Source organism: Saccharopolyspora spinosa NRRL 18395, assembly GCF_000194155.1.
In the GTDB taxonomy this organism is placed as follows: domain Bacteria; phylum Actinomycetota; class Actinomycetes; order Mycobacteriales; family Pseudonocardiaceae; genus Saccharopolyspora; species Saccharopolyspora spinosa.
The window spans coordinates 915,857-936,199 of record NZ_GL877878.1 but is presented as its reverse complement, the minus strand read 5'-3'; the positions used below and the strand labels follow the sequence as shown (position 1 = coordinate 936,199).

Genomic DNA, 20,343 nt, shown 5'->3' with positions numbered 1-20,343 from the left:
CCGTGTCCGACACGAGCGGTTACGTCCAGTCGCTGGCACGCGGGCTCCTGGTGATCCGCGCGTTCAACGAGTCCCATCCGGAGATGACGCTGTCCGAGGTCGCCCGCGCGACCGGTATGTCACGCGCGGCGGCCCGCCGGTTCCTGCACACCCTGGTGCACCTCGGCTACGTATCGACCGATGGACGGGCCTTCGCGCTGACCCCGCGCGTGCTGGAGCTGGGCTTCGCCTACCTGTCCAGCGTGTCGCTGCCGGAGATCGCCCAGCCGTACCTGGAGCGGCTGGTGGTGGAGGTGCACGAGTCGGCGTCGGTGTCGGTGCTGGACGGTCCGGACATCGTCTACGTCGCCCGCGTGCCCACCTCGCGGATCATGACGGTGTCGATCAACATCGGCACCCGGTTCCCCGCCTACGCCACCTCGATGGGCCGGGTCATCCTCTCCGACCTCGGCCCCGCCGAGCTGGACGACTACCTGTCCGAAGTAGACCTGGAGCCACTGGGCCCGCACACCATAACGACTCCGGCGGAGTTGAAGGCCGAGCTGGCGCGCATCCGCGAGCAGGGCTGGGCGCTGGTGGACCAGGAGCTGGAGGCGGGCCTGCGCTCGATCGCGGCCCCGATCCGGGACCGCTCGAACCGGGTGGTCGCGGCGGTGAACATCTCCTCGCACGCCTCCCGCAGCAGCCCCGAGGACGCGCGCCAGAACCTCCTGCCACCGCTGCTGGCGACCGCGGCCCGGATCGGCGCCGACCTCGCCGTCGCACCGACCTCCCGTGCCGTAGGGCGGGGCTGATCGCCTACGCCAGGTCCGGCGCACAGCCGTTGCGGTAGAAGCCGCGGATGTGGCGTTCCATCTGCTCCTCGGCCGCGGTGGCGTCGCCGGCTTCGAGCGCCTGCTGGATCATCCGGTGGTCGTGGCGCAGCCCGTCGGCGATCGGGAACCACTCCTCGCCCAGGTCGTCGAAGGCTGTCAGCAGCGGTCGGCGCATCGACTCGCGGATCGCGATCGTCATGTCCGCGACCAGCCGGTTGCCGCCTGCCTCGGCGATGGCCACGTGGAACTCGGTGTCCAGGTCGTTGAACCGCTCGCGGCCGCAGCCGGGGGCATCCATCGCGTCCAGCAGCTTGCGCAGATCTTCGAGAACATCCGGGGTGGCGCGCTGCGCCGCGTTGCGCACGCTCTCGCATTCGAGCATGATCCGCGCCTGCACGACGTCGGCCAGCGGGAAGTTCGCCAGCGCGACGTGCAGCCGGAGCAACCGCGTCAACGCCTGGCTCGGCAGCGCGGCCACCGTGGTCCCGGAATCCGGGCCGGTGCCGACCGCCATCCGAAGCACGCCCTGGGCTTCCAGCGCGCGGAACGCTTCGCGCACCGCCGCCCGGCTCACGCCGAGCATCTGCGCCAGGTCCCGTTCCGGGGGCAACCGGTCGCCGACGTGCAGCTGACCGCTGACGATCTGCTCCTCGATCCGCTCGATGACCAGCTCGTAGGTGCGCGTCCGGGCGACCGGCCGCCAACTGCCACCCTGCTCATCGGTTCCGAACCCGGACAATCCAACCCCTTTTGCGAGACACCACCAGCAGCGCTCCATGTTACCGCCAAGTTACCGCGAAGTCTTTGGTACGACCATAGAATGGTCTACACTGCTGCGGTCCGGCTTGCTGTCGCGGATGCTTCCGAAGTGCCCGCAGCAGCCCGAGCGAAACGGAGGACGCGGATGAGGGTTGCGTTGTTCGCGACCTGTCTCGGGGACGCGATGTTCCCGGCGGCACCCAAAGCGACGGTGCAGATCCTGGAGCGGATCGGCTGCGAGGTCGAGTTCCCGGCCGCGCAGACCTGCTGCGGGCAGATGCACACCAACACCGGCTACCGCAAGCAGGCGGTCTCCTCGGTGCGGACCTTCGTGGACGCCTTCGGCGACTATGACGCCGTGGTCGCCCCGTCCGGATCGTGCGTGGCTTCCGTGCGCCACCAGCACGCGATGGTCGCCGACGGCGACAAGCGGCTCAGCCGCGCCGTCGCGCGGATCGCGCCGCAGGTCCACGAGCTGTCCGAGTTCCTCGTCGACACGCTCGGGGTGACCGACGTCGGCGCGTACTTCCCGCACCGGGTGACCTACCACCCCACCTGCCACTCCGCGCGGCTGCTGCGGGTCGGCGACAAGCCGCTGCGACTGCTGCGCGCGGTGCGCTCGCTGGAGCTCGTCGAGCTCCCCGCGGCCGACCAGTGCTGCGGCTTCGGCGGCACATTCGCCCTGAAGAACCCCGACGTTTCGGTGGCGATGGGCGCGGACAAGGCTCGCCACGTCCGCGAGACCGACGCGGAGGTGCTCTGCGCCGGAGACAGCTCGTGCCTGATGCACATCGGCGGGCTGCTCTCCAGGCAGCGCTCCGGGATCCAGGTGATGCACCTGGCCGAGATCCTCGCCTCGACGGAAGGAACCGACCGGTGACCGGCACCTACTTGGGCATGCCCGCCTTTCCGCAGGCCGCGAAGCGGGAGCTGGCGAATTCGCAGCTGCGGCACAACCTGGCCAACGCCACCTCGACAATCCGGCACAAGCGCGCCAGCGTCGTCGGCGAGCTCGACGACTGGGCGCAGCTGCGCGAGGCCGGGGCGGCGATCAAGGCGCACACGCTTTCCAACCTGGACAACTACCTGGAGCAGTTCGAAGCCGCGGTCTCCGCCGCCGGCGGTACCGTGCACTGGGCGCGGGACGCCGAGGAGGCCAACCGGATCGTCGTGGACCTGGTGCGGGCCACCGGCGAGCGCGAGGTCGTCAAGGTCAAGTCGATGGCCACCCAGGAGATCGAGCTCAACGAGGCACTGGAGGCCGCCGGGATCGACGCCTGGGAGACCGACCTGGCCGAGTTGATCGTCCAGCTGGGACACGACACCCCTAGCCACATCCTGGTGCCCGCCATCCACCGCAATCGCGCGGAGATCCGGGAGATCTTCCAGCGCGAGATGGGCAAGGTCGGGGCGCCCGCGCCCGCGGACCTCACCGACGAGCCCGTCCGGCTGGCCGAAGCCGCGCGGCGGCACCTGCGGGAGAAGTTCCTGCGCGCCAAGGTCGCCGTCTCCGGGGCGAACTTCGCGGTGGCCGAGACGGGCACGCTGGTGGTCGTGGAGTCCGAGGGCAACGGCCGGATGTGCCTGACCCTGCCGGAGACGCTGATCAGCGTGGTCGGCATCGAGAAGCTGGTGCCGCGCTGGCAGGACCTGGAGGTCTTCCTGCAACTGCTGCCGCGCTCCAGCACCGGCGAGCGGATGAACCCCTACACCTCGACCTGGACGGGGGTCACCGCCGGCGACGGTCCGCAGTCGTTCCACGTGGTGCTGCTGGACAACGGCCGCACCAACGCGCTCGCCGACGAGATCGGCCGCCAGGCGCTGCGCTGCATCCGCTGCTCTGCGTGCTTGAACGTGTGCCCGGTGTACGAACGCACCGGCGGCCATGCCTACGGCTCGGTGTACCCGGGCCCGATCGGCGCCGTGCTGACGCCCCAGCTGCGCGGCACGACGTCCGAAGTGGACAAGTCGCTGCCGTACGCGTCGTCGTTGTGCGGCGCCTGCTACGACGTGTGCCCGGTCGCGATCAACATCCCGGACCTGCTGGTGCACCTGCGCACCCGCGTGGTCGAGGAGCACGATTGGCGGTCCAAGCCGGTGGACGCCCTGATGAGCCTGGCGTCCTGGGTGTTCGGGAACTCGAAACGGCTCGCCGCGGCGGAGAGGCTGGCGTCGCTGAGCCGACTCGTCGTGGGCCGCAAGGGCACCATCGGCCGACTACCCCCGCCGCTGTCGCGCTGGACCGATGCGCGCGACGCGCCGGCCCCGGCAGAGGAGTCCTTCCGCGCCTGGTGGGAACGCACCCGAGGGGGTAATTCGCGATGAGCGCTCGGAATTCGGCGCGCGAGGCGATCCTGGGCCGGGTGCGCTCGGCGCTGGCCGGGACCGATCGGCTGCCGGCCGCGGGCATTCCCCGCGACTACCGCGCCGAACGCCCGGTGGCCGACCTGGTCGGGCTGTTCTGCGAGCGGGTCGCCGACTACCGGGCCGCTGTGGACCGGGTCGGGCCCGGCGGGCTGCCCGCCGCGATCGTGGCCGCCGCGCACGCCGTCGGCGCCCGCCGCGTGCTTACCCCAACTGGGGTACCACAATCGTGGTGCGATGCGTTGCGCGCGGAGTTCGAGCTGGTTGACGGCACGGGCATCGGCACGACCGAGCTGGAGCTCGTCAACGCGGTGATCACCACGGCTGTGGTGGGCATCGCGTCGACCGGCACCATCGTGCTCGACCACCGCCCCGGCCAGGGCCACCGTGCGGTGACGCTGGTGCCGGACGCGCACATCTGCGTCGTCGAGGAGTCCCAGGTCGCCGACGACGTCCCGGTCGCGCTGCACCGACTGGACCCGGCGCGGCCGATGACCTTCATCAGCGGACCTTCCGCCACCAGCGACATCGAGCTCAACCGGGTTGAAGGCGTCCACGGTCCCCGGACCCTCCACGTCCTGGTCACCCCGAGCCCGGGCTGAGGCAGTTGCGGACTAGGCCTCCCGCCCAGGTCGCGGTCCGTGCACACTGATCACCAAGATCAGTGATTCTGGAGGAGCCGCATGGGGACCGACGAGCGGGCGGATCTCGTCGAGCGGGCGGCGGCGCTGCGGCCGCTTCTGGAACAGCACCGGGCCGAGGGCGAGCAGGAACGCAGGCTCGCCGACCAGTCGATTGCCGCGCTCGACGAGGCCGGCCTGTTCCGCGTGTGGGTGCCGCGCCGGTTCGGCGGCCTGGAAACCGACCTGTGCACCGTCATGGACGCCACCGCCGAGGTCACCCGGGGCGACGCCGCGGCGGGCTGGCTGGTCCTGATCCTCGGCTGCGGCGACTGGCTCACCGGCCTGTTCCCCGACCAGGCCCAGGAAGAGGTCTTCGGCACCGACCCGGACACCAAGGTTTGCCAGGTGCTCGCGCCGAAGGCCGCCGCCCGGCGCGTCGACGGCGGCTGGGAGGTCAGCGGCAGCTGGGCGCCGGCGTCCGGCTGCCTGCACGCCAGCTGGGCCATGCTCGGCATGTCGTTACCGGAGCACGGCCATGAACCGGCCGGCGCCGCGTTCGGCCTGATCCCGATGAGCGAGTTGCGCGTCAAGGACACCTGGTTCACCCTCGGCATGCGCGGGACCGGCAGCAACCTGCTGATCGGCGAGAACGTATTCGTCCCCGACCACCGCGTGCTGCGCCGGGAACCGGCGACGCGAGGCGTGTTCCCGCGCGAGCTCAACGATTCCCCGCGCTACCGCACCGCCCTGGTCCCAACGCTGGCCACCTTCCTGATCGCCCCGCTGATCGGCATGGCAGAGGAAGCGCTCGCGCACGTGCTGTCCCAGGCCGACCACAAGGGCATCGCGTTCACCAGGTACAAACGCCAGCGCGATTCGACCGCGTTCCAGCTGGCCGTGGCGGAGGCGGCGACGAAGATCGACGTCGCGCGGCTGATCGCACACCGATCGGCGACCGCGGTGGACGGCCACGCGCTGTCCGGAACCCATCCGGACTACCTGGAGCGCGCCCGGCTGCGGCAGCACTCCAGCTACGCGGTGCGGCAGTGCTGGGAGGCCGTCGACGGCCTCGTCTCCGCCTACGGCGCGGCGGCGCTGTCCGAATCGGACCCCCTGCACGCCATCCTGCGCGACATCCAGACCGCCAGCCGGCACGCGCTCGCGCACCCGGCCAGCAACGCCGAACACTTCGGCCGCGCGCTGCTCGGCGTCGAACCCAGCATCACGGAGATGATCTGACGATCGACTTCCCGCCAGATCACACGATTCAGTGACAGCCGGAACCGAGTTCCGCGCGCCGCTGTCGAAGCAGTGTCGTCGCCGATCGAGGCGCCGATCACGGCAATGTTGGTCGAGGGCAGTACTTGGTCGAGCGAAGGAGATTCGCGTGGCAGAGATCCGGGTACGGCTGCGCGGTGGACCGGAGGACGGTCACGAGGTCGCCGTTTCCGCGGACGCGGCAGGCAAACCGGTCCCGCGCATCACGTTGCCCGCGCGGGCGCGCAACGCCCAGGCCGTGCCGCCGCTGCTGATCTACGAGCGCGGCCGGAAGCGACCGGACGGAACCTGGGAATTCAACTACGTCGGCGCGGAGACCTGAGCGTCGCGACCGGGGCGGTGCGCAACATGGGCGCGATGCTGGGACAACGGCGCGTTCCGCCGAGAAGCAGCAGCCGCTGGACATCATCCGGTCCACGACGGTCGCGGCCGACCTGGTACGGATGCCCGGCCTGATCAGTACCCTCGCCTCCGGCGCCAACGCCGACTTGATCGTCCTGGACACCGACCCGCTGGCGGACATCACGGCCTTCACCAAGCCCCAGCGCTTGGTCGTGCAAGCGGGCGAGATCGTCCACCAGACCACCGGATTCTCATCAGGCCATGCGTGATCACTGGGCGGGGCGCCACATCGGGTAGAGGTGGGGGCCTTCGTCGGGGAGCGTTATCGGAGCACCGAGGAGTTGGAAGCCCAGGCGAAGGTAGAGGTTTCGGCTTCGGGTGCTGCTTGCCTCCAGGTAGGACGGTAGGCCGTCTGCGTCCAATCGACGGAGGGTTTCGCCGAGTTCCCGGGAACCGACACCGGTGCCCTGCACTGCGGGATCGACACCGATCAGGGCCAGGTACTCGTGAGGTTCGCGGGGGTGGCGTTCCGCGCTCATGGCTGCGAACTCCCGAAACCGGTGCGCGCGGCGTCCCGCCAGCTCCAACAGGCGTTGGACGCCTGCTTCGTCGAGCATGTCCGGCGCTCCGGTGCGCGCCGAGAGCCAGACCTGGACCGCGAGATCGTCCTCGCTAGTGATCACTCGACCGGCCGTTGCGGTATGCGCTAGCACCATCGTGAACCACTCGCGGTACACGTGGTGGCGATGCTCCTGGTCGGGTAACAGCCACTGGGCGAAGGCGTCGTCGCCGAAGGCCCGCAGCAGCGTGCGCACCCGCTGGTTCTCAGTGGACATCCGTCGGCTCCTTGTCCATCTGGACCGTGGTGGCGCGGGCACCCATGCCGATCCGCGCGTACGCCTGCGGTCGGGCCCGCTTCAACACTGCTCCCCAAATCGCGCCGAGCACCAGCACGACCAGGAAGCCCAGCGGCAGGATCCAGGCCGCCGAGTCGCCGTCGTCCACGCCGAGCACGGTGCCGAACGACGCCACCGTCAGGAACAGCACCACCGCGAGCAGCAGTGCGGCGAGTGCCGGTGCGACGGTGGTCCGCCATCTGCCGTGCCCGTGGTCGCGCTCGCGGATGAAGTAGCCGACCACCGCAACCGAGGTGAGCAGGACCAGCGTCAGCACGCCGAGCGCGCCGAGCGAAGCTCCCCAGAAGAACAGGTAGGTGATCGGGTCCAAGCCGGTGATCGCCACCAACGCCACCATGACCACCGCGATCGCGGTGGTGGTCACCGAGCCCGCCGCCGGGGCCGAGGTGCGCGAGCTGGTCGTCCCCCACCAGCGCAGGCCGACGCCTTCCCTGCCCAGCGCGAAGAAGTACCGGGCGCAGACGTGGTGGAACGACAGCGTCGCGGCGAAAAGGCTCGTCACGTACAGCGCCGAGCCGATGGTCACCACCGCGCCCGGCAGCCGCTCCCCGGCGAGCACGAAAAGCAGTTCCGTGGAGTGGGTTCCGGCCTGCGAAACGATGTTGCCCGGGCCGGTGGCCACCGTCATCGCCCAGGTCGACAGCGAGTACAAGCCGCCGATGACCACCAGCGAGATGTAGGTCGCGTAGATCACCGTGCGCGGGCTCTTCGCTTCCTCGGCCAGTACCGTGGAGTTCTCGAACCCGATGAACCCGGTGAAGGCGATCACCAGGATCACCCCGGCCGCGCTGGTGATCAGCTGGGCGGGGTTGAGCGTGTCCAGCACGACGCCGGCTTCCGACGGCGCTGACACGAACGTCGCGTCGAAGATCAGGATGATCGCCACCTCGGCGAGCAGCAGCACGCCCAGCACGCGCCCATTGACGTCGACGCGCAGCACGCCGAGCAGCGCGATCACCGCCAGGCCGACGGCGGCGAGCAGCCACCACGGCACCGAGACACCGCTGACCTGCCGCACGAAGTCGGACGCACCGACCCCGAAACCTCCGGCCAGGCTGGCCAGGATCATCAGGTAGGAGACCAGCGCGACGCCACCGGCCGCGGTCCCGGTCACCCTGCCCAGCCCCTTGGCGACATAGGCGTAGAACGCGCCCGCGTTCTCGACGTGCTGGGACATCGTCACGTAGCCGATCGCGAACAGCCCGAGGACCAGCGCGATCGCCAGGTAGCCCAGCGGGATCCCGGTCACCCCGGACACCGCGAACCCGCTGACCGCGCCGCCGCCGACCACCGTTTCCGGCGCCGCGGCCGCGACGGTGAAGAACACGATCGACGTCACGCCCAAGCGGGCGCGAGCCAGGGCGGCGGACACTTTGGACGGTGGCAACAGCTCGCTCCTTACGAGGTAATAGGTTCTCGTTGCGTGGTGGTGCGAATTCCGCGCTTGGCGCCTCCCGGCGCCACGGTGCCGTTGAACGGCCGCGACCTCCCAGTTAGGCCACGTCGCTTAGTGCCTCGGGGTGATCGCGACCTGCCCGCGGGCGGCACTGACCTCGTTGATCAGGCTGCGCAGCGCTCCCGGGATGCGCGGCTCCCAGGACTCCATCCGGTACTCGCCCTGCCGCGCGATGTGCTTGGGGAGCCGGATCTGGCGCAGCACCCCGGTTTCCCGCAGCAGCAGCGCCAGGGAGATATCGGCGATCCGGGAAGGGATGGTGATCATGCCGCTGCCGCCGGCGGTTTCGACGCTGGTGAACAGCACCTCCAGGTCCGCTTCCGGCTTGCTGGCGCCGTCCTCGGCGAACTGCCACGCCGCGGCAGTACCGCCGCGCCAGCCACCCGACACCGGGACCTCCCGCAGCACGTCGATGATGGTCAGCCGGGCGCGCACCTTCTCGGTGGCGGTCTGGCCCAGGTACTCCAGCCAGGTCCGCATGTCGTGGCCGGACTCCTGGCGGACCTCCCGCAGGATCGTCCAGGACAGGAAGTCCGGGCAGCGTCCCTTGCCACTGGGCCGGACGCTGGGGGTCACCGCGATCTCCTCTTCCAGGATCAGCTCCGCCAGCAGCGCGCCGGCGCAGCCCAGCGCCACCAGCGCGCCGTCGACCCTGGCGGAGAGGCGCTGCTCACCGGTGTGCGCGGCGAGGAAGAACCGGTCTGCCACGCGCAGCGGGATGCGCGTGGGCTCCTGCCCGGAAACCGTCAACGGCCACCCCCGGCCGAAGTGCCGATCAACACGCGGTCGCTCCCGTCCGACGCTGCGCCATGCCCTGCCAGTCAGCCCCCGAGTTCGGACCGTGTCCGAATCAGCGCACAGAGTAACGTACGTGAAGCGCTGTTAAAGATCACCGTCCGGAGCGGCACCGGTCCGAGGCGGCGCCGTGGCCGAATCGTTGCGGCACCAGAACGTCCGGGCGGGAATCGAAGCTCGTCCCGCAGCGTTGACTTCGACTTGACTTGAAGTTTGAGGATGGTGCTAGACCTCGAACCCGGTTGAAGGGGACTGTGACCATGACGGTGAGCTGGGAGACCATGCGCTCCTTCGCCAGTGACGGATCCGTGACCAGGCAACGCCTGTCCCCCGGCCTGGCCAGGCGCATCCTGCGCTACGCCAAGCCCTATACCCGCGACATCGTCCCCTTCCTGACGCTGGTGGCGTTCGCGGCGGTACTCGGCATCGTCAACCCGCTGCTGTTCAAAACGATCATCGACGACGGGATCGTGCCGCAGAACATGTCGGTGGTCGTTTGGCTGGCGGTGGCGGTTGCGGGCGTCGCGCTCTTCGAAGCCGCGGCGTCGCTGCTGCAGCGCTGGTACTCCGCGCGGCTCGGCGAGGGGCTGATCTACGACCTGCGCTCGGAGGTGTTCGACCACGTGCAGCGGATGCCGGTGGCGTTCTTCGTGCGGGCGCAGACCGGCGCGCTGGTCAGCAGGCTCAACAACGACGTCATCGGCGCGCAGCGGGCGTTGACCAGCACCCTGTCGTCGGTGGTGTCCAACGTGCTGAGCCTGGTGCTGGTGCTGGCCACCATGTTCACCCTGTCCTGGCAGATCACCCTGATCGCGCTTGCTCTGCTGCCGCTGTTCCTGCTGCCGGTGCGGTGGATCGGGCGGCGGCTGCAGCGGGTCACCCGGGAGCAGATGAAGGTGGACGCCGAGATGAGCTCGCTGATGACCGAGCGCTTCGGCGTCGCCGGGGCGATGCTGGTCAAGCTCTACGGCCGCGCCGACGAGGAATCCGAGCGGTTCTCCCGGCGGGCGGCACGGGTGCGCGACATGGGTGTGGTGTCGGCGATGTACAGCCGGGTGTTCTTCGTGGCGCTGACGCTGCTGGCGGCGCTGGCCACGGCGGTTGTCTACGGGCTCGGCGGCGGGCTGGTGCTGGCCGGGGCCTTCCAGCTCGGGACTCTGGTGGCGTTGGCGACGCTGCTCAGCCGCCTGTACGGGCCGCTGACCGCGCTGTCCAACGTGCACGTCGACGTGATGACGGCGCTCGTCAGCTTCGACCGGGTCTTCGAGGTGCTGGACCTGCGTCCGATGATCCAGGAGAAGCCGGACGCGAAGCCGCTGCCGGCCGGAGCGTCCGACGTCGAGTTCGACGCGGTCTCGTTCCGCTACCCGGCATCCAGCGAGGTTTCGCTGGCGTCGCTGGAATCGGTGGCGCGGCAGGACAATGCGCCCGCGCACGACGTACTGCACGACATCTCGTTCCACGCCGCCCCTGGCCAGACGATCGCGCTGGTCGGCCACTCCGGCGCGGGCAAGACGACCATCACCAACCTGGCCGGGCGGCTCTACGACGTCGATTCCGGCGCGGTGCGCATCGGGGGTGTGGACGTCCGCGACACGTCGCTGGCCTCGCTTTACGCGACGGTCGGCGTGGTCACCCAGGACGCGCACCTGTTCCACGACACGATCCGCGTCAACCTCGCCTTCGCCCGGCCCGGCGCCACCGACGAAGAGCTGGTCAAGGCGCTGCGGACGGCGCAGCTGGGACACCTCGTCTCGTCGTTGCCGGACGGGCTGGACACCGTCGTCGGCGACCGTGGCTACCGGCTCTCCGGTGGGGAGAAGCAGCGGATGGCGATCGCCCGGTTGCTGCTGAAGGCGCCGCCGATCGTCGTGCTCGACGAGGCGACCGCGCACCTGGACTCCGAATCCGAAGCGGCCGTGCAGAAGGCGCTGAAGACGGCGCTCTCCGGACGGACGGCGCTGGTCATCGCGCACCGGTTGGCCACGATCCGCGAGGCGGACCGGATCTTGGTGGTCGCCGAGGGCCGCATCGCAGAGGAGGGCACGCACACCGAACTGCTGGCTCGCGGCGGTCTCTACACCGAGCTCTACCGCACCCAGTTCGCGCAGCAGGACGACGCCGACGAAGCCGCGTGAGTCAGCCCTTCTGCGGCGGGGCGGTGGTCAGGCTGCCTTCGGGGTCCAGGTGGGCGAGCACGGCGGCGCAGAGCTCGTCGAGGTGGCGCACCTGGGTCTCCGAGAGGCCGTCGAAGATCAGGTCGCGCACCTTGTCCACGTGACCTGGGGCCGAAGCGATGAGCTTCTGGTAGCCGGCTTCGGTGAGCTCCGCGACGTTGCCGCGGCCGTCGCCGCACGCGCGGTGGCGGCGCACCCACCCCTGCTGCTCCAATCGGGCGACCACGTGCGACACCCGGGACGGCGAGGCGTTGGACCGGGCCGCGAGATCGCTCATCCGCAGCGCGCGTTCGGTGTCCTCGCTGAGCATCGCCAGCACCCAGTAGCCGAAGTGGGTCAGCCCGGCGTCCCGCTGCAACTGGGCGTCCAGCGCGGCCGGAACGACGGTCATCAGGGCGGCGAACTTCCGCCAGGCGCACTGCTGGGTGTCGGTCAGCCATCGCGGTTCAGTCACCCTAACAGCATACGCCGAGAGTATTTGAGCATTCAAATACCATGCGTGACCAGCATCGCCTGCCGGGAGGATGTTAGCTACCGCGGCCCGCACTCACCGCCGGTCCAGCAGCTCTTCCGCGGTCCGGGTGTTGATCACGAGATCGGCGGGGATCCCGCACTCCTCGGCCCGCGCGCACCCGTAGGACAGCCAGTCCAGCTGGCCGGGTGCGTGCGCGTCGGAATCGATGCTGAACAGGCAGCCGGTGTCGCGGGCCAGCCGGATCAGCTCGCGCGGCGGGTCGAGCCGGTCCGGCCGCGAGTTGATCTCGACCGCGACGACGCTGTCCCGGCAGGCCTCGAACACCGCCACGGCGTCGAATGTGGACTGGGGCCGCTTCCTGTCGCCGATCAGGCGTCCGGTGCAGTGCCCCAGCACATCTACGTGCGGGTTGGCCACCGCCGCGCACATCCGCCGCGTCATCGCCGGCGCCGCCATCCGCAGCTCGGAGTGCACGCTGGCCACCACGATGTCCAGCTCCGCGAGCAGATCCTCGTCCTGGTCCAGCGCGCCGTCGGAGAGGATGTCGACCTCGATGCCGGTGAGGATGCGGAACGGCGCTAGGTGCTCGTTCAGCTCGGCGACCACGTCCAGCTGCTGGCGCAGCCGCTCGGCGGACAGGCCACGGGCCACGGTCAGCCGGGGCGAATGGTCGGTGAGCACCATCCACTCGTGCCCGAGGGCCCGGGCGGAGGTGGCCATCTCGGCTATCGGGCTGCCGCCGTCGGACCAGTCGGAATGCGTGTGGCAGTCGCCGCGCAGCGCCTCGCGCAGCTGCTGCCCTTGCGCCGGAACGTCCACTTCGGACCGCAGGCGCGCCAGGTACTCCGGTGTTTCGCCGCGGTGCGCGGCCTCGATCACGGCGGCGGTGGTCCGGCCGATGCCCTCCAGCGCGGTCAGCCGGCCGGACGCCACCCGTTCGTCCAGGTCCGCGAGGTCGTCGACGATCGCGGCGGCGCGGCGGAACGCCCGCACCCGGTAGGTCGGGGCGCCCTCGCGCTCCAGCCAGAACGCGATTTCGCGCAGTGCCCGTGTCGCATCCACGTCGTCCTTGTTAGTCGCCGACCGGCCTTCGCGCCACCGGCGATTCTCCGTGGGGTCTTGGCCGCGGACGGGCACGCGGCGTTAGATGGCGGCCAGAAACCGTTCTTCTCGACGAGGCGCGAGGTGCAGAGTGCAGCAGTACGAACTGGCGGTGCTGCCCGGCGACGGGATCGGCAACGAGGTCATGCCGGAAGCGTTGCGGGTGCTGGACGTGATCGGCGCGAACTACGGCGTGCGGTTCGACTACCGGCATTTCGACTGGAGTTGCGAGACCTACCAGAGCACCGGGCGGATGATGCCCGCCGACGGGCTGGACCGGCTGCGCGACCACGACTCGATCCTGCTCGGCGCGGTCGGCTGGCCCGGTGTGCCCGACCACATCTCGCTGTGGGGTCTGCTGCTGCCGATCCGCCGCGAGTTCGACCAGTACGTCAACCTGCGGCCGGTGCGGCTGCTGCCGGGCGTGACCCCGCCGGTCCGCGACAAGCAGCCCGGTGACATCGACTTCTGGGTGGTCCGGGAGAACACCGAGGGCGAGTACTCGCAGCTCGGCGGCCGGCAGGGCGAAGGCACGCCGAACGAGATGGTGCTGCAGACCGCCGCGTTCACCCGGCGCGGCACCGACCGCATCATGCGCTACGCATTCGAGCTGGCCCGCAAGCTCGGCAAGCCGCACGTCACCTCGGCGACCAAGTCCAACGGCATCTACTACTCGATGCCGTACTGGGACGAGCGATTCGCGGCCATTTCCGCCGAATACCCGGAGATCACCGTCGACCAGGACCACATCGACATCCTGTGCGCCCGGTTCGTGATGTCGCCGGAACGCTTCGACGTGGTGGTCGCCAGCAACCTGTTCGGCGACATCCTGTCCGACCTGGGGCCTGGCGTTACCGGCACGATCGGGGTGGCGCCGTCGGGCAACATCAACCCGGAGCGCACCTATCCGTCGACGTTCGAGCCGGTGCACGGCTCGGCGCCGGACATCGCGGGCCGGGGCATCGCCAACCCGATCGGCCAGATCTGGTCGGCGGCGATGATGCTGGACCACCTCGGCTTGCCGGAGGCGGGCGCGGACGTGGTTCGGGCCATCGAGCAGGTCCTGACCGATGCCTCTGCGCCGCGCACCCCGGACCTCGGCGGCAAGGCAACCACCGAGGACCTTGGCAAGGCCATCGCCACCGCACTGCAGGGCTGACCTATCGTCCATGCCCCTGATCCCGTTGCCCCGGCCGGGGTTCCGGTCCGCCGCGCGAAATCCGTCGTCGTCGATCTCCACCCGCACATCATGATCGGAATACCTGAGCCGCACGAAAGCCGTGCGCGCGTCGGCATGTCGTGTCACGTTCGGGAGCGCTTCCTGCACGATCCGGTACCCAGCGACGTCGACCTCCGGCGGCAGCGGCCGGACCTCGCCGTCGACCTCGGTGCGCACCGCGAGCCCGGCGGCCCGGCCGCCTCGACCAACTCGTCGAGGCGGCCCAGACCGGGGGCGGGAGCGGTCGGCGCGGCCTCGTCAACCTGTCTTTGCTGGCCTGCTTGATGGACACCAGTGTCGGTTCGGCCTGCCCTGGATCGGCGTCCAGGCGGTGCAGCGCGGCTTCGCCTGCACGTTGATCAGCGAGATGCGGTAGCCCAGCACGTCGTGCAGCTCACGCGCGATGCGAACCGCTCGTCGCTGGCGCGGCGGCGTGCTTCCTCGTCCTTCTCCCGTTGCAACGGCCATCGCTGGCGGAGCGTCATGACCGCGTCATGACCGGAAGAACAAGTGCGTACCGGACCGGGTCAGCAGGCCGCGCGCGACGATCTCCAGCACGACCAGGATCGCCACCGACTCCACCGCCAGCAGCGCCACCAGCACGTACAGCTGGACGATCCCGGCCTGGATCGGGGTGGCACCGCCGAGCAGCATCCCGATGAACGCGCCCGGCAGCGTCACGGTGCCCACGGTGCGGGTCTGGTCCAGTGCGGGCACCAGGGCGCTTCCGGCCAAAGGCCGGGCGATCTCCAGCCGCGCCGCGCGGTCCACCATGCCCAGCGCCAGCGCCGCGTCCACCTCGCCGCGCCGCTGCTGCAGCTCGTCGAGCAGCCGCCGCCCGGCCAACGCGGTCGCCACCAGCGCTCCGCCGATCAGCTGCCCCACCAGTGGAATCAGCACCAGTCCGGTCAGCGGGACGGCACCGGTGACGACCAGCACCAGCACCGCTGGCGCGACTCCGGCGGCGATCGGGAGTCCGGCCCACAGCCACGTGCGGTCGCTGGTGATGCGGCGCCCGGCGGTATGGGCGGCGATCGCGAACATCAGCGCGATGAACACGGCGGCCAGGGCGGTCCACCTGACGATGTAGGCGATCAGCAGCGAGACGACAAGCAACTGCACCGCGCCGCGCAGACCGGCGAAAAGCACGTCGCGGTACCGGGCCAGCCCGCCGAGGCCGGCCACCGCAGCGGCGGCGACCAGCAGCAACGCGATGGCTACGCCGAGCGCCGGGGTGACCGGGATGGATGCAGAGGGCATTGTCCGACTCTAAGCCGCCGCGCGGACTCCGCCCCGGTCGGTCAGCGTGGGCTGTCGAGCAGTTCCACGGGCTCCGCGATCACGTCGACCAGCGCGCCGTTGCGGGTGACGGTGATCTGCAGCGGCCGCCCGATGGCTTCGGCGAACATCAGCCGTTGCAGGCCCTGCGCATCGCGCACCGGGCTGCCGCCCGCGGTCAGCACGAGGTCGCCGCGGTGAAGCCCGGCCCGGGCCGCCGGGCTCTGCCGGACCACGTCCACGACCCGCAGGCCGGCGTCCTGTCCAGTGCGTTCGGCCAGCTCGTCCGGCAGCGGCGCCGGGATCGTCACCAGGCCCAGGAAGGCGCGACGGACCCGGCCGTGCCGGACCAGCGAGCCGATGATGCGGCGGGTGGTGGCGTTGATCGGGATCGCCAGACCCAGGCCGACCCCGGCGACCGCGGTGTTCACGCCCACGACCACGCACCGCGAGTCCGCCAGCGCGCCACCCGAGTTGCCCGGGTTGAGCGCGGCGTCGGTCTGGATCACGTCCTCGATGATCCTGGCGGCGTTGCCGCTTCGTGCGGGCAGCGACCGCCCGAGCCCGCTGACCACGCCCGCGGTGACCGAACCGGCCAGCCCGAGCGGATTGCCGACGGCGACGACGAGCTGCCCGACCACGAGTTGGTGGCTGTCGCCGAGCTGCACCGGTGGCGGGGTCTCGCCAGCCGCGCGGACCACGGCCAGGTCGGAGAGCGGATCCGTACCGACGACCGTGAACGGGGCGCTGGTGCCGTCGGCGAAGCGCGCGGTGCCGCCGGTGGCGCGGCCGATGACGTGCGCATTGGTCAGCATGAAGCCGTCCGCGGTGAACACCACCGCCGACCCGGCCGCGTCGCCCCATTCACCGGACGAGTGCAGGCTCGCCACGCTCGGCGTGATCGCCGAAGCCACGGCGGCGACCGTCCGCGAGTAGGCGTCCAGCCCCACGAACCGCTCTCCCGAAGCCATCTCGGCCTCCAACCGGAATGTCGTGGTTATTGCGCAACGCCGAGCGCGCCGCGCTAATTCCACGCCTCCAGCGACCCGTTGACATCGGTTGTCCAGCCACCCGCACTGCACATCAACTTGCATGCAGCGTTGCATCCACCTGCTTCCAAGCGCGGAAGGACGCCAGATGACCGCTCCCGTTGGTGCGCTGGCTGCTCGACGGCAGCCCGACGATCGATCTCACCGCGCTGCACGCAGCAGCCCGGACTGCATCGCGTACAGATCTCGTTCGCCAACTGCGGAGACGGGCCGATCCTCGGGGGGAAACCCCGGGCAGGCGTTCGTCCACTGTGAACGTCCGGCCGGGCGCCCACTCGCCGAAGGCGGCCGAGCGGGGCAGCGCCACGCCGGCCCGGTCGCGGAGCAGGTCTCGGACCGTGATTTCACGGCGTTGCCGGTGGCTCGCGTCGACATCCGCGGCGAACCGCGCGCCACGTGGCGGTCGCCCACCGAGCACGACAGGTGTTCCCCGCCCTCGCCGATCGGCCACACCGCGAGCGGGCCGGGCAGCGCCAACGCCTCCGCGACCAGCGAAGCCGCGCGCCGCGCGCCGCGCGGTGGGGTTCGTCACGCCGGCGATTGCCCGCGCTCAGCCTTCGGCGTTCTGCTGCAGGTAGGTCTCCCGGGTGTGCTCGGTGTGCTCCCGCATCAGCTGGGCCGCCCGGTCGGCTTCGCCCTTGCTGATCGCGTCGATCAGGGCCGAGTGCTCGTCCCAGGACTTCTTGCCCCGGGACTTGGCCACCGGGGTGTGGTACCAGCGGGCCCGGCGGTCCACCTGGGCCGCGAGCTCAACGAGGATCTTGTTGCCGGACATTTCGGTGATCCGGGCGTGCAGTTCGGCGTTGGCCACGACCACTTCCTCGGTGTCGTCAGCCTTGAGAGCCTGGACGCCGCGCTTGTAGATCTGCTTGAGCTCGGCCACGCCCTCCTTCGTCGAGTTCAGCGCCGCGAGCCGGGCCGACTCGCCCTCCAGCAGGCTGCGGACGCTCAGCAGCTGGTCGGCCTCCTCCGGGGTGGGGCCGTGCACGAACGCGCCGTAGCCCGGCCGCAGGTCGACCCACTCGTCCTTCTTCAGCCACTGCAGCGCCTCGCGCACCGGCTGCCGGGAGACGCCGAGCAGTTCGGCGAGTTCCTTCTCCACCAGGTGCTGACCGGGCTTGAGCTCGCCGGTGATGATCAGCTCCAGGATGGCTTCGTAGACGGTCTCCCGGAGCGGGACCGGGCGCGCGACCTGGCGCGCGGCGATTCCTTGCGGCAGTTTCGAGGTCAACGACATGCGGTCAACTCCGGGGCTGGGTCAGGTCCGACCGACGGGCCTGGTCGGTTCGTGCGCTTGCGGCCGGCTTCTTCGGCGGCCGTTTTGCCCGATGGCTTTAGCATACAGTATGCGATCATCTCGAGCTTGTTGAAGCGCCACGCGTCCGATCGGTGCCCGCCTCGACCGCAGCCGCGCTGGGCGTGCCGACCGCTGCCGGTCGGCATCTTCCGTAGTTGGTGGACGAAGCCGGGCCCCGCCCGACCGGCTCGCCGCGAGACACCAGGTCCGGGCCGAGTCGACCCACGCGGGCTCAATGCGGTGGTCGGCACGCGCCAGGTCTTGCTGGCACGCCCACCTGAAGCGCGAGCACCTGCTCGTCGACGAATCCGGTGCGATTCCCGGCGTACTGGACTGGACGGACGCCGATGTCGGCGATCCGGCAGCGGACGTCGCGAGGCTCGCCATCTCCGTCGGAGCACCCGCCGCCGCCCGCGTCGCCGAGCAGGCCGGTCACGACGAGGCCGCTCGCGCCCGAGGCCTCGTGCTCGCCCGTTGCGACACGCTCAGCCGGCTCGACGATCGCCTCAACGGCGACGACGACAGTCCGGAACCGTTGCTGCGCAACCAACTCGCCCGTGCCTGGCAACCCACCCCGTTCGATGATGGCGCCCGTGCGCGTTCCGGGCTGCTACCCGAAGCGCGCATGGGCGCATCAGGATCGGGGCTTGCGGCCGAAGTGCACGGTCTTCGCGGTCAGCAGAAACAGGTCCGGCCGCCGGTCGATACCCGCTGGGTCGGCCGGGTCCAGCAACCTGTCCAACGTCGCCAGGTCATCCGCATCCAGGGAGTCCGCGAGACCCCCGCGCTGCCGTTCCAGCACCCTCCGCGCGAACCGCCTCGGCCCATCGGTCAGCGGCGCGGGGTGGTCCACGAGGAAGGTCTTGGCGCGTGCCTCGGTGAGCCCCGCGGCGCGCAGCATGCCCGGCCAGTCTTCGGCCACCGTGATGGATCCGGGCAGGTCGGCCCGCATCTGGTCGAACCGGTCCGCCATCGCCGCGTCCAGCCGGAACTGCAGGCCGGGACGTCCGAAGCCCAGGTCACGCGGGAGCCACCGGGTCGGCAGGCCGCCCTCGACTATGGCCAGCACGCCGCCGGGCTCGAGCAGCCCGGCCAACCGGTTCAGCGCGTCCTGCTGATCGCCGACGTGGTGCACGACCTGCCCCGACCACACCAGGTCGGCCGGGGTCAGGTCGGCGAGCCCGGCCGGGAACTCGGCCACCTGGGTCCGCAGCCGCACGCCGAGCCGCTTGGCGCGTTCTTCGGCGCGCGCCAGCAATTGCGGCGTCCCGTCCACCGCCGTGACCTCGGCTTGCGGGAACACCGCCGCCAATTCGCAGGCCGCGACGCCCGGCCCGCTGCCGATGTCCAGAATCCGCTGCGGTGTCAGGTGTGCCAGCTCGCCGAGAGCTCCCTGCACATACGCGCTGTGCGTCTCGCCTTCGAGCTCCAACAGGTCGGCCATCGCGGCCCAGTCGATGTCGTTCACCGTGCCACCTCCAGCATGTCCGCTTCGATCAGGTCCCAATTCACCGCGGCCGCGGCCTTGGCCCCGCCCGCCGCCGCGTTCACCACCTGGGCGCGGGGGTCCACGACGTTCCCGACGGCCCACACCCCCGGCACGCTGGTCAGCCCGCTCGGGTCGACCCGGACCCAACCGTCGTCGCCGAGCTCGCAGCCCAGTTCCGACAGCACGGTGTCGTTGGGTACGAAACGGGCCGGCACGAACAGCGCGGATAACGCCTCTATGGTCCCGTCCGCGAGTCGCACGCCGCGCAGCTCGTCGTTCTCGACCACCAGACCGCTGACCTCGCCGTCCACGATCCGCACGCCGCGGGTGACCAGCTTCGCCCGGTCTTCGTCACCGAGGTCCTCGGCGAAGAACGCCAGGTCTGCGGACCACTGCCGCGCCAGCAGGGCCTGGTGCACCGCCCCCGGCTGCCAGCCGAGCACGCCGAACGGTTGGTCGCGGACCTCCCAGGCGTGGCAGTACGGGCAGTGCAGCACGTCCCGCCCCCACCGTTCCCGCAGGCCGGGAACGTCGGGGAGCTCGTCGCGCAGTCCGGTCGCGACGATCACCCGCCGCGCCCGCACCACGCCGTCAGCAAGCTCGACCTCGAAACCGTCGTCATCGCGGCGCACGGCACGCACGTCGCCCGCGACGACCCGGCCGCCGTACCGCTCGACCTCCTCGCGACCTATGGCCAGTAGCTCCGACGGCGGCGTGCCGTCCCGCGAGACGAACCCGTGCACCTGGTGCGCGGGCGCGTTCCGCGGCCTGCCGGAGTCGACCACCAACACCCGGCGGCGAGCCCGCGACAACACGAGTGCGGCGTTCAGCCCGGCGGCCCCACCGCCGATGACCAGTACGTCTTCCACGTTCGAACTCATGACACCGACCATGCACGCGGTCGCGACG

Annotated in this window: 21 protein-coding genes and 1 pseudogene; 10 read left to right on the top strand and 12 right to left on the bottom strand. The window is 70.5% G+C overall.

The features are described from left to right. Positions 1 to 2 precede the first annotated feature (2 nt). Positions 3 to 794 carry an IclR family transcriptional regulator gene (locus tag SSPN_RS0104610; protein WP_010692617.1) on the top strand — a complete coding sequence of 264 codons (792 nt, stop codon included), beginning with the start codon at positions 3 to 5 and terminating at the stop codon, positions 792 to 794. Between the two features lie 4 nt (positions 795 to 798). On the opposite strand, the gene SSPN_RS0104605 is transcribed toward SSPN_RS0104610, so the two are convergent. Continuing rightward, positions 799 to 1,554, bottom strand: a complete 756-nt coding sequence (locus SSPN_RS0104605) for a FadR/GntR family transcriptional regulator (RefSeq protein WP_010692616.1) — start codon at positions 1,552 to 1,554, stop codon at positions 799 to 801. A gap of 165 nt (positions 1,555 to 1,719) precedes the next feature. On the opposite strand from SSPN_RS0104605, the gene SSPN_RS0104600 reads away from it, so the two are divergent. The 6 genes from SSPN_RS0104600 to SSPN_RS56415 all read left to right on the top strand — a co-directional run bounded on the left by SSPN_RS0104600 (position 1,720) and on the right by SSPN_RS56415 (position 6,450). After that, on the top strand, positions 1,720 to 2,454 hold the full coding sequence (locus SSPN_RS0104600; RefSeq protein ID WP_010692615.1) for a (Fe-S)-binding protein: 735 nt from the start codon (positions 1,720 to 1,722) through the stop codon (positions 2,452 to 2,454). 17 nt (positions 2,455 to 2,471) lie between these two features. Beyond that, a complete protein-coding gene (locus SSPN_RS0104595; RefSeq protein WP_044573374.1) occupies positions 2,472 to 3,899 on the top strand; it encodes a LutB/LldF family L-lactate oxidation iron-sulfur protein in 1,428 nt (475 codons plus the stop codon). After that, complete coding sequence (locus SSPN_RS0104590; protein ID WP_010692613.1) at positions 3,896 to 4,540, top strand: LutC/YkgG family protein; 645 nt, start codon at positions 3,896 to 3,898, stop codon at positions 4,538 to 4,540. Before SSPN_RS0104595 ends, SSPN_RS0104590 begins: the two co-directional genes overlap by 4 nt. Before the next feature lie 81 nt (positions 4,541 to 4,621). Next, positions 4,622 to 5,800 carry an acyl-CoA dehydrogenase family protein gene (locus tag SSPN_RS0104585; protein WP_010692612.1) on the top strand — a complete coding sequence of 393 codons (1,179 nt, stop codon included), beginning with the start codon at positions 4,622 to 4,624 and terminating at the stop codon, positions 5,798 to 5,800. Between the two features lie 148 nt (positions 5,801 to 5,948). Beyond that, positions 5,949 to 6,161, top strand: a complete 213-nt coding sequence (locus tag SSPN_RS0104580; protein WP_010692611.1) for a hypothetical protein — start codon at positions 5,949 to 5,951, stop codon at positions 6,159 to 6,161. 121 nt (positions 6,162 to 6,282) lie between these two features. Beyond that, on the top strand, positions 6,283 to 6,450 hold the full coding sequence (locus SSPN_RS56415; protein ID WP_010692610.1) for a hypothetical protein: 168 nt from the start codon (positions 6,283 to 6,285) through the stop codon (positions 6,448 to 6,450). Here SSPN_RS56415 and SSPN_RS0104570 read toward each other — a convergent pair whose 3' ends face one another. From SSPN_RS0104570 to SSPN_RS0104560, 3 genes are all read right to left on the bottom strand, one after another. Continuing rightward, on the bottom strand, positions 6,451 to 7,017 hold the full coding sequence (locus SSPN_RS0104570) for a GNAT family N-acetyltransferase (protein ID WP_010692609.1): 567 nt from the start codon (positions 7,015 to 7,017) through the stop codon (positions 6,451 to 6,453). Next, positions 7,007 to 8,485 carry an APC family permease gene (locus SSPN_RS0104565; protein WP_010692608.1) on the bottom strand — a complete coding sequence of 493 codons (1,479 nt, stop codon included), beginning with the start codon at positions 8,483 to 8,485 and terminating at the stop codon, positions 7,007 to 7,009. The genes SSPN_RS0104570 and SSPN_RS0104565 overlap by 11 nt, the downstream gene beginning before the upstream one ends. A gap of 120 nt (positions 8,486 to 8,605) precedes the next feature. Beyond that, the gene (locus tag SSPN_RS0104560) at positions 8,606 to 9,304 is read right to left on the bottom strand and encodes a GPP34 family phosphoprotein (protein ID WP_049887573.1); all 699 of its coding nucleotides are present in this window, start codon (positions 9,302 to 9,304) and stop codon (positions 8,606 to 8,608) included. A 305-nt stretch (positions 9,305 to 9,609) separates the two neighbouring features. On the opposite strand from SSPN_RS0104560, the gene SSPN_RS0104555 reads away from it, so the two are divergent. Further along, a complete protein-coding gene (locus SSPN_RS0104555; protein WP_010692606.1) occupies positions 9,610 to 11,487 on the top strand; it encodes an ABC transporter ATP-binding protein in 1,878 nt (625 codons plus the stop codon). A 1-nt stretch (position 11,488) separates the two neighbouring features. Here SSPN_RS0104555 and SSPN_RS0104550 read toward each other — a convergent pair whose 3' ends face one another. After that, positions 11,489 to 11,980 carry a MarR family winged helix-turn-helix transcriptional regulator gene (locus SSPN_RS0104550; protein WP_010692605.1) on the bottom strand — a complete coding sequence of 164 codons (492 nt, stop codon included), beginning with the start codon at positions 11,978 to 11,980 and terminating at the stop codon, positions 11,489 to 11,491. A gap of 93 nt (positions 11,981 to 12,073) precedes the next feature. After that, positions 12,074 to 13,063: a PHP domain-containing protein gene (locus SSPN_RS0104545; protein ID WP_010692604.1), complete on the bottom strand. Its 990-nt coding sequence runs from the start codon at positions 13,061 to 13,063 to the stop codon at positions 12,074 to 12,076. Between the two features lie 85 nt (positions 13,064 to 13,148). Between SSPN_RS0104545 and SSPN_RS0104540 the strand changes: the two genes are divergently transcribed. Next, complete coding sequence (locus tag SSPN_RS0104540) at positions 13,149 to 14,261, top strand: tartrate dehydrogenase (RefSeq protein ID WP_083821599.1); 1,113 nt, start codon at positions 13,149 to 13,151, stop codon at positions 14,259 to 14,261. Between the two features lie 318 nt (positions 14,262 to 14,579). Here the strand turns inward: SSPN_RS0104540 and SSPN_RS62465 are convergent, their stop codons facing one another. The 4 genes from SSPN_RS62465 to SSPN_RS0104525 form a co-directional block, all read right to left on the bottom strand. After that, positions 14,580 to 14,789, bottom strand: a complete 210-nt coding sequence (locus tag SSPN_RS62465; RefSeq protein WP_202798791.1) for a histidine kinase — start codon at positions 14,787 to 14,789, stop codon at positions 14,580 to 14,582. A gap of 24 nt (positions 14,790 to 14,813) precedes the next feature. Then, a complete protein-coding gene (locus SSPN_RS0104535; RefSeq protein WP_010692602.1) occupies positions 14,814 to 15,581 on the bottom strand; it encodes an ABC transporter permease in 768 nt (255 codons plus the stop codon). 41 nt (positions 15,582 to 15,622) lie between these two features. Further along, the gene (locus SSPN_RS0104530; RefSeq protein WP_029534968.1) at positions 15,623 to 16,570 is read right to left on the bottom strand and encodes a S1C family serine protease; all 948 of its coding nucleotides are present in this window, start codon (positions 16,568 to 16,570) and stop codon (positions 15,623 to 15,625) included. A 628-nt stretch (positions 16,571 to 17,198) separates the two neighbouring features. Then, on the bottom strand, positions 17,199 to 17,885 hold the full coding sequence (locus SSPN_RS0104525) for a GntR family transcriptional regulator (protein ID WP_010692600.1): 687 nt from the start codon (positions 17,883 to 17,885) through the stop codon (positions 17,199 to 17,201). 295 nt (positions 17,886 to 18,180) lie between these two features. Between SSPN_RS0104525 and SSPN_RS59255 the strand changes: the two are divergent. Next, a pseudogene (locus SSPN_RS59255) lies at positions 18,181 to 18,327 on the top strand (phosphotransferase); the annotation flags it as partial. A 252-nt stretch (positions 18,328 to 18,579) separates the two neighbouring features. Here SSPN_RS59255 and SSPN_RS0104515 read toward each other — a convergent pair. Together SSPN_RS0104515 and SSPN_RS0104510 are read right to left on the bottom strand one after the other, a co-directional pair. Continuing rightward, complete coding sequence (locus tag SSPN_RS0104515; protein WP_010692598.1) at positions 18,580 to 19,413, bottom strand: class I SAM-dependent methyltransferase; 834 nt, start codon at positions 19,411 to 19,413, stop codon at positions 18,580 to 18,582. Beyond that, complete coding sequence (locus tag SSPN_RS0104510; RefSeq protein ID WP_010692597.1) at positions 19,410 to 20,327, bottom strand: NAD(P)/FAD-dependent oxidoreductase; 918 nt, start codon at positions 20,325 to 20,327, stop codon at positions 19,410 to 19,412. The genes SSPN_RS0104515 and SSPN_RS0104510 overlap by 4 nt, the downstream gene beginning before the upstream one ends. Positions 20,328 to 20,343: the final 16 nt, after the last annotated feature.

Excerpts from the sequence above, each read along its gene's own strand:
- SSPN_RS56415 (WP_010692610.1), top strand. The coding sequence starts at position 6,283 with ATGCCCGGCCTGATCAGTACCCTCGCCTCCGGCGCCAACGCCGACTTG.
- SSPN_RS0104585 (WP_010692612.1), top strand. The coding sequence starts at position 4,622 with ATGGGGACCGACGAGCGGGCGGATCTCGTCGAGCGGGCGGCGGCGCTG.
- SSPN_RS0104555 (WP_010692606.1), top strand. The coding sequence starts at position 9,610 with ATGACGGTGAGCTGGGAGACCATGCGCTCCTTCGCCAGTGACGGATCC.
- SSPN_RS0104510 (WP_010692597.1), bottom strand. The coding sequence starts at position 20,327 with ATGGTCGGTGTCATGAGTTCGAACGTGGAAGACGTACTGGTCATCGGC.
- SSPN_RS0104600 (WP_010692615.1), top strand. The coding sequence starts at position 1,720 with ATGAGGGTTGCGTTGTTCGCGACCTGTCTCGGGGACGCGATGTTCCCG.
- SSPN_RS0104530 (WP_029534968.1), bottom strand. The coding sequence starts at position 16,570 with ATGGCTTCGGGAGAGCGGTTCGTGGGGCTGGACGCCTACTCGCGGACG.
- SSPN_RS0104540 (WP_083821599.1), top strand. The coding sequence starts at position 13,149 with ATGGCGGCCAGAAACCGTTCTTCTCGACGAGGCGCGAGGTGCAGAGTG.
- SSPN_RS0104525 (WP_010692600.1), bottom strand. The coding sequence starts at position 17,885 with ATGTCGTTGACCTCGAAACTGCCGCAAGGAATCGCCGCGCGCCAGGTC.
- SSPN_RS62465 (WP_202798791.1), bottom strand. The coding sequence starts at position 14,789 with ATGGCCGTTGCAACGGGAGAAGGACGAGGAAGCACGCCGCCGCGCCAG.
- SSPN_RS0104590 (WP_010692613.1), top strand. The coding sequence starts at position 3,896 with ATGAGCGCTCGGAATTCGGCGCGCGAGGCGATCCTGGGCCGGGTGCGC.
- SSPN_RS0104535 (WP_010692602.1), bottom strand. The coding sequence starts at position 15,581 with ATGCCCTCTGCATCCATCCCGGTCACCCCGGCGCTCGGCGTAGCCATC.
- SSPN_RS0104595 (WP_044573374.1), top strand. The coding sequence starts at position 2,472 with ATGCCCGCCTTTCCGCAGGCCGCGAAGCGGGAGCTGGCGAATTCGCAG.
- SSPN_RS0104570 (WP_010692609.1), bottom strand. The coding sequence starts at position 7,017 with ATGTCCACTGAGAACCAGCGGGTGCGCACGCTGCTGCGGGCCTTCGGC.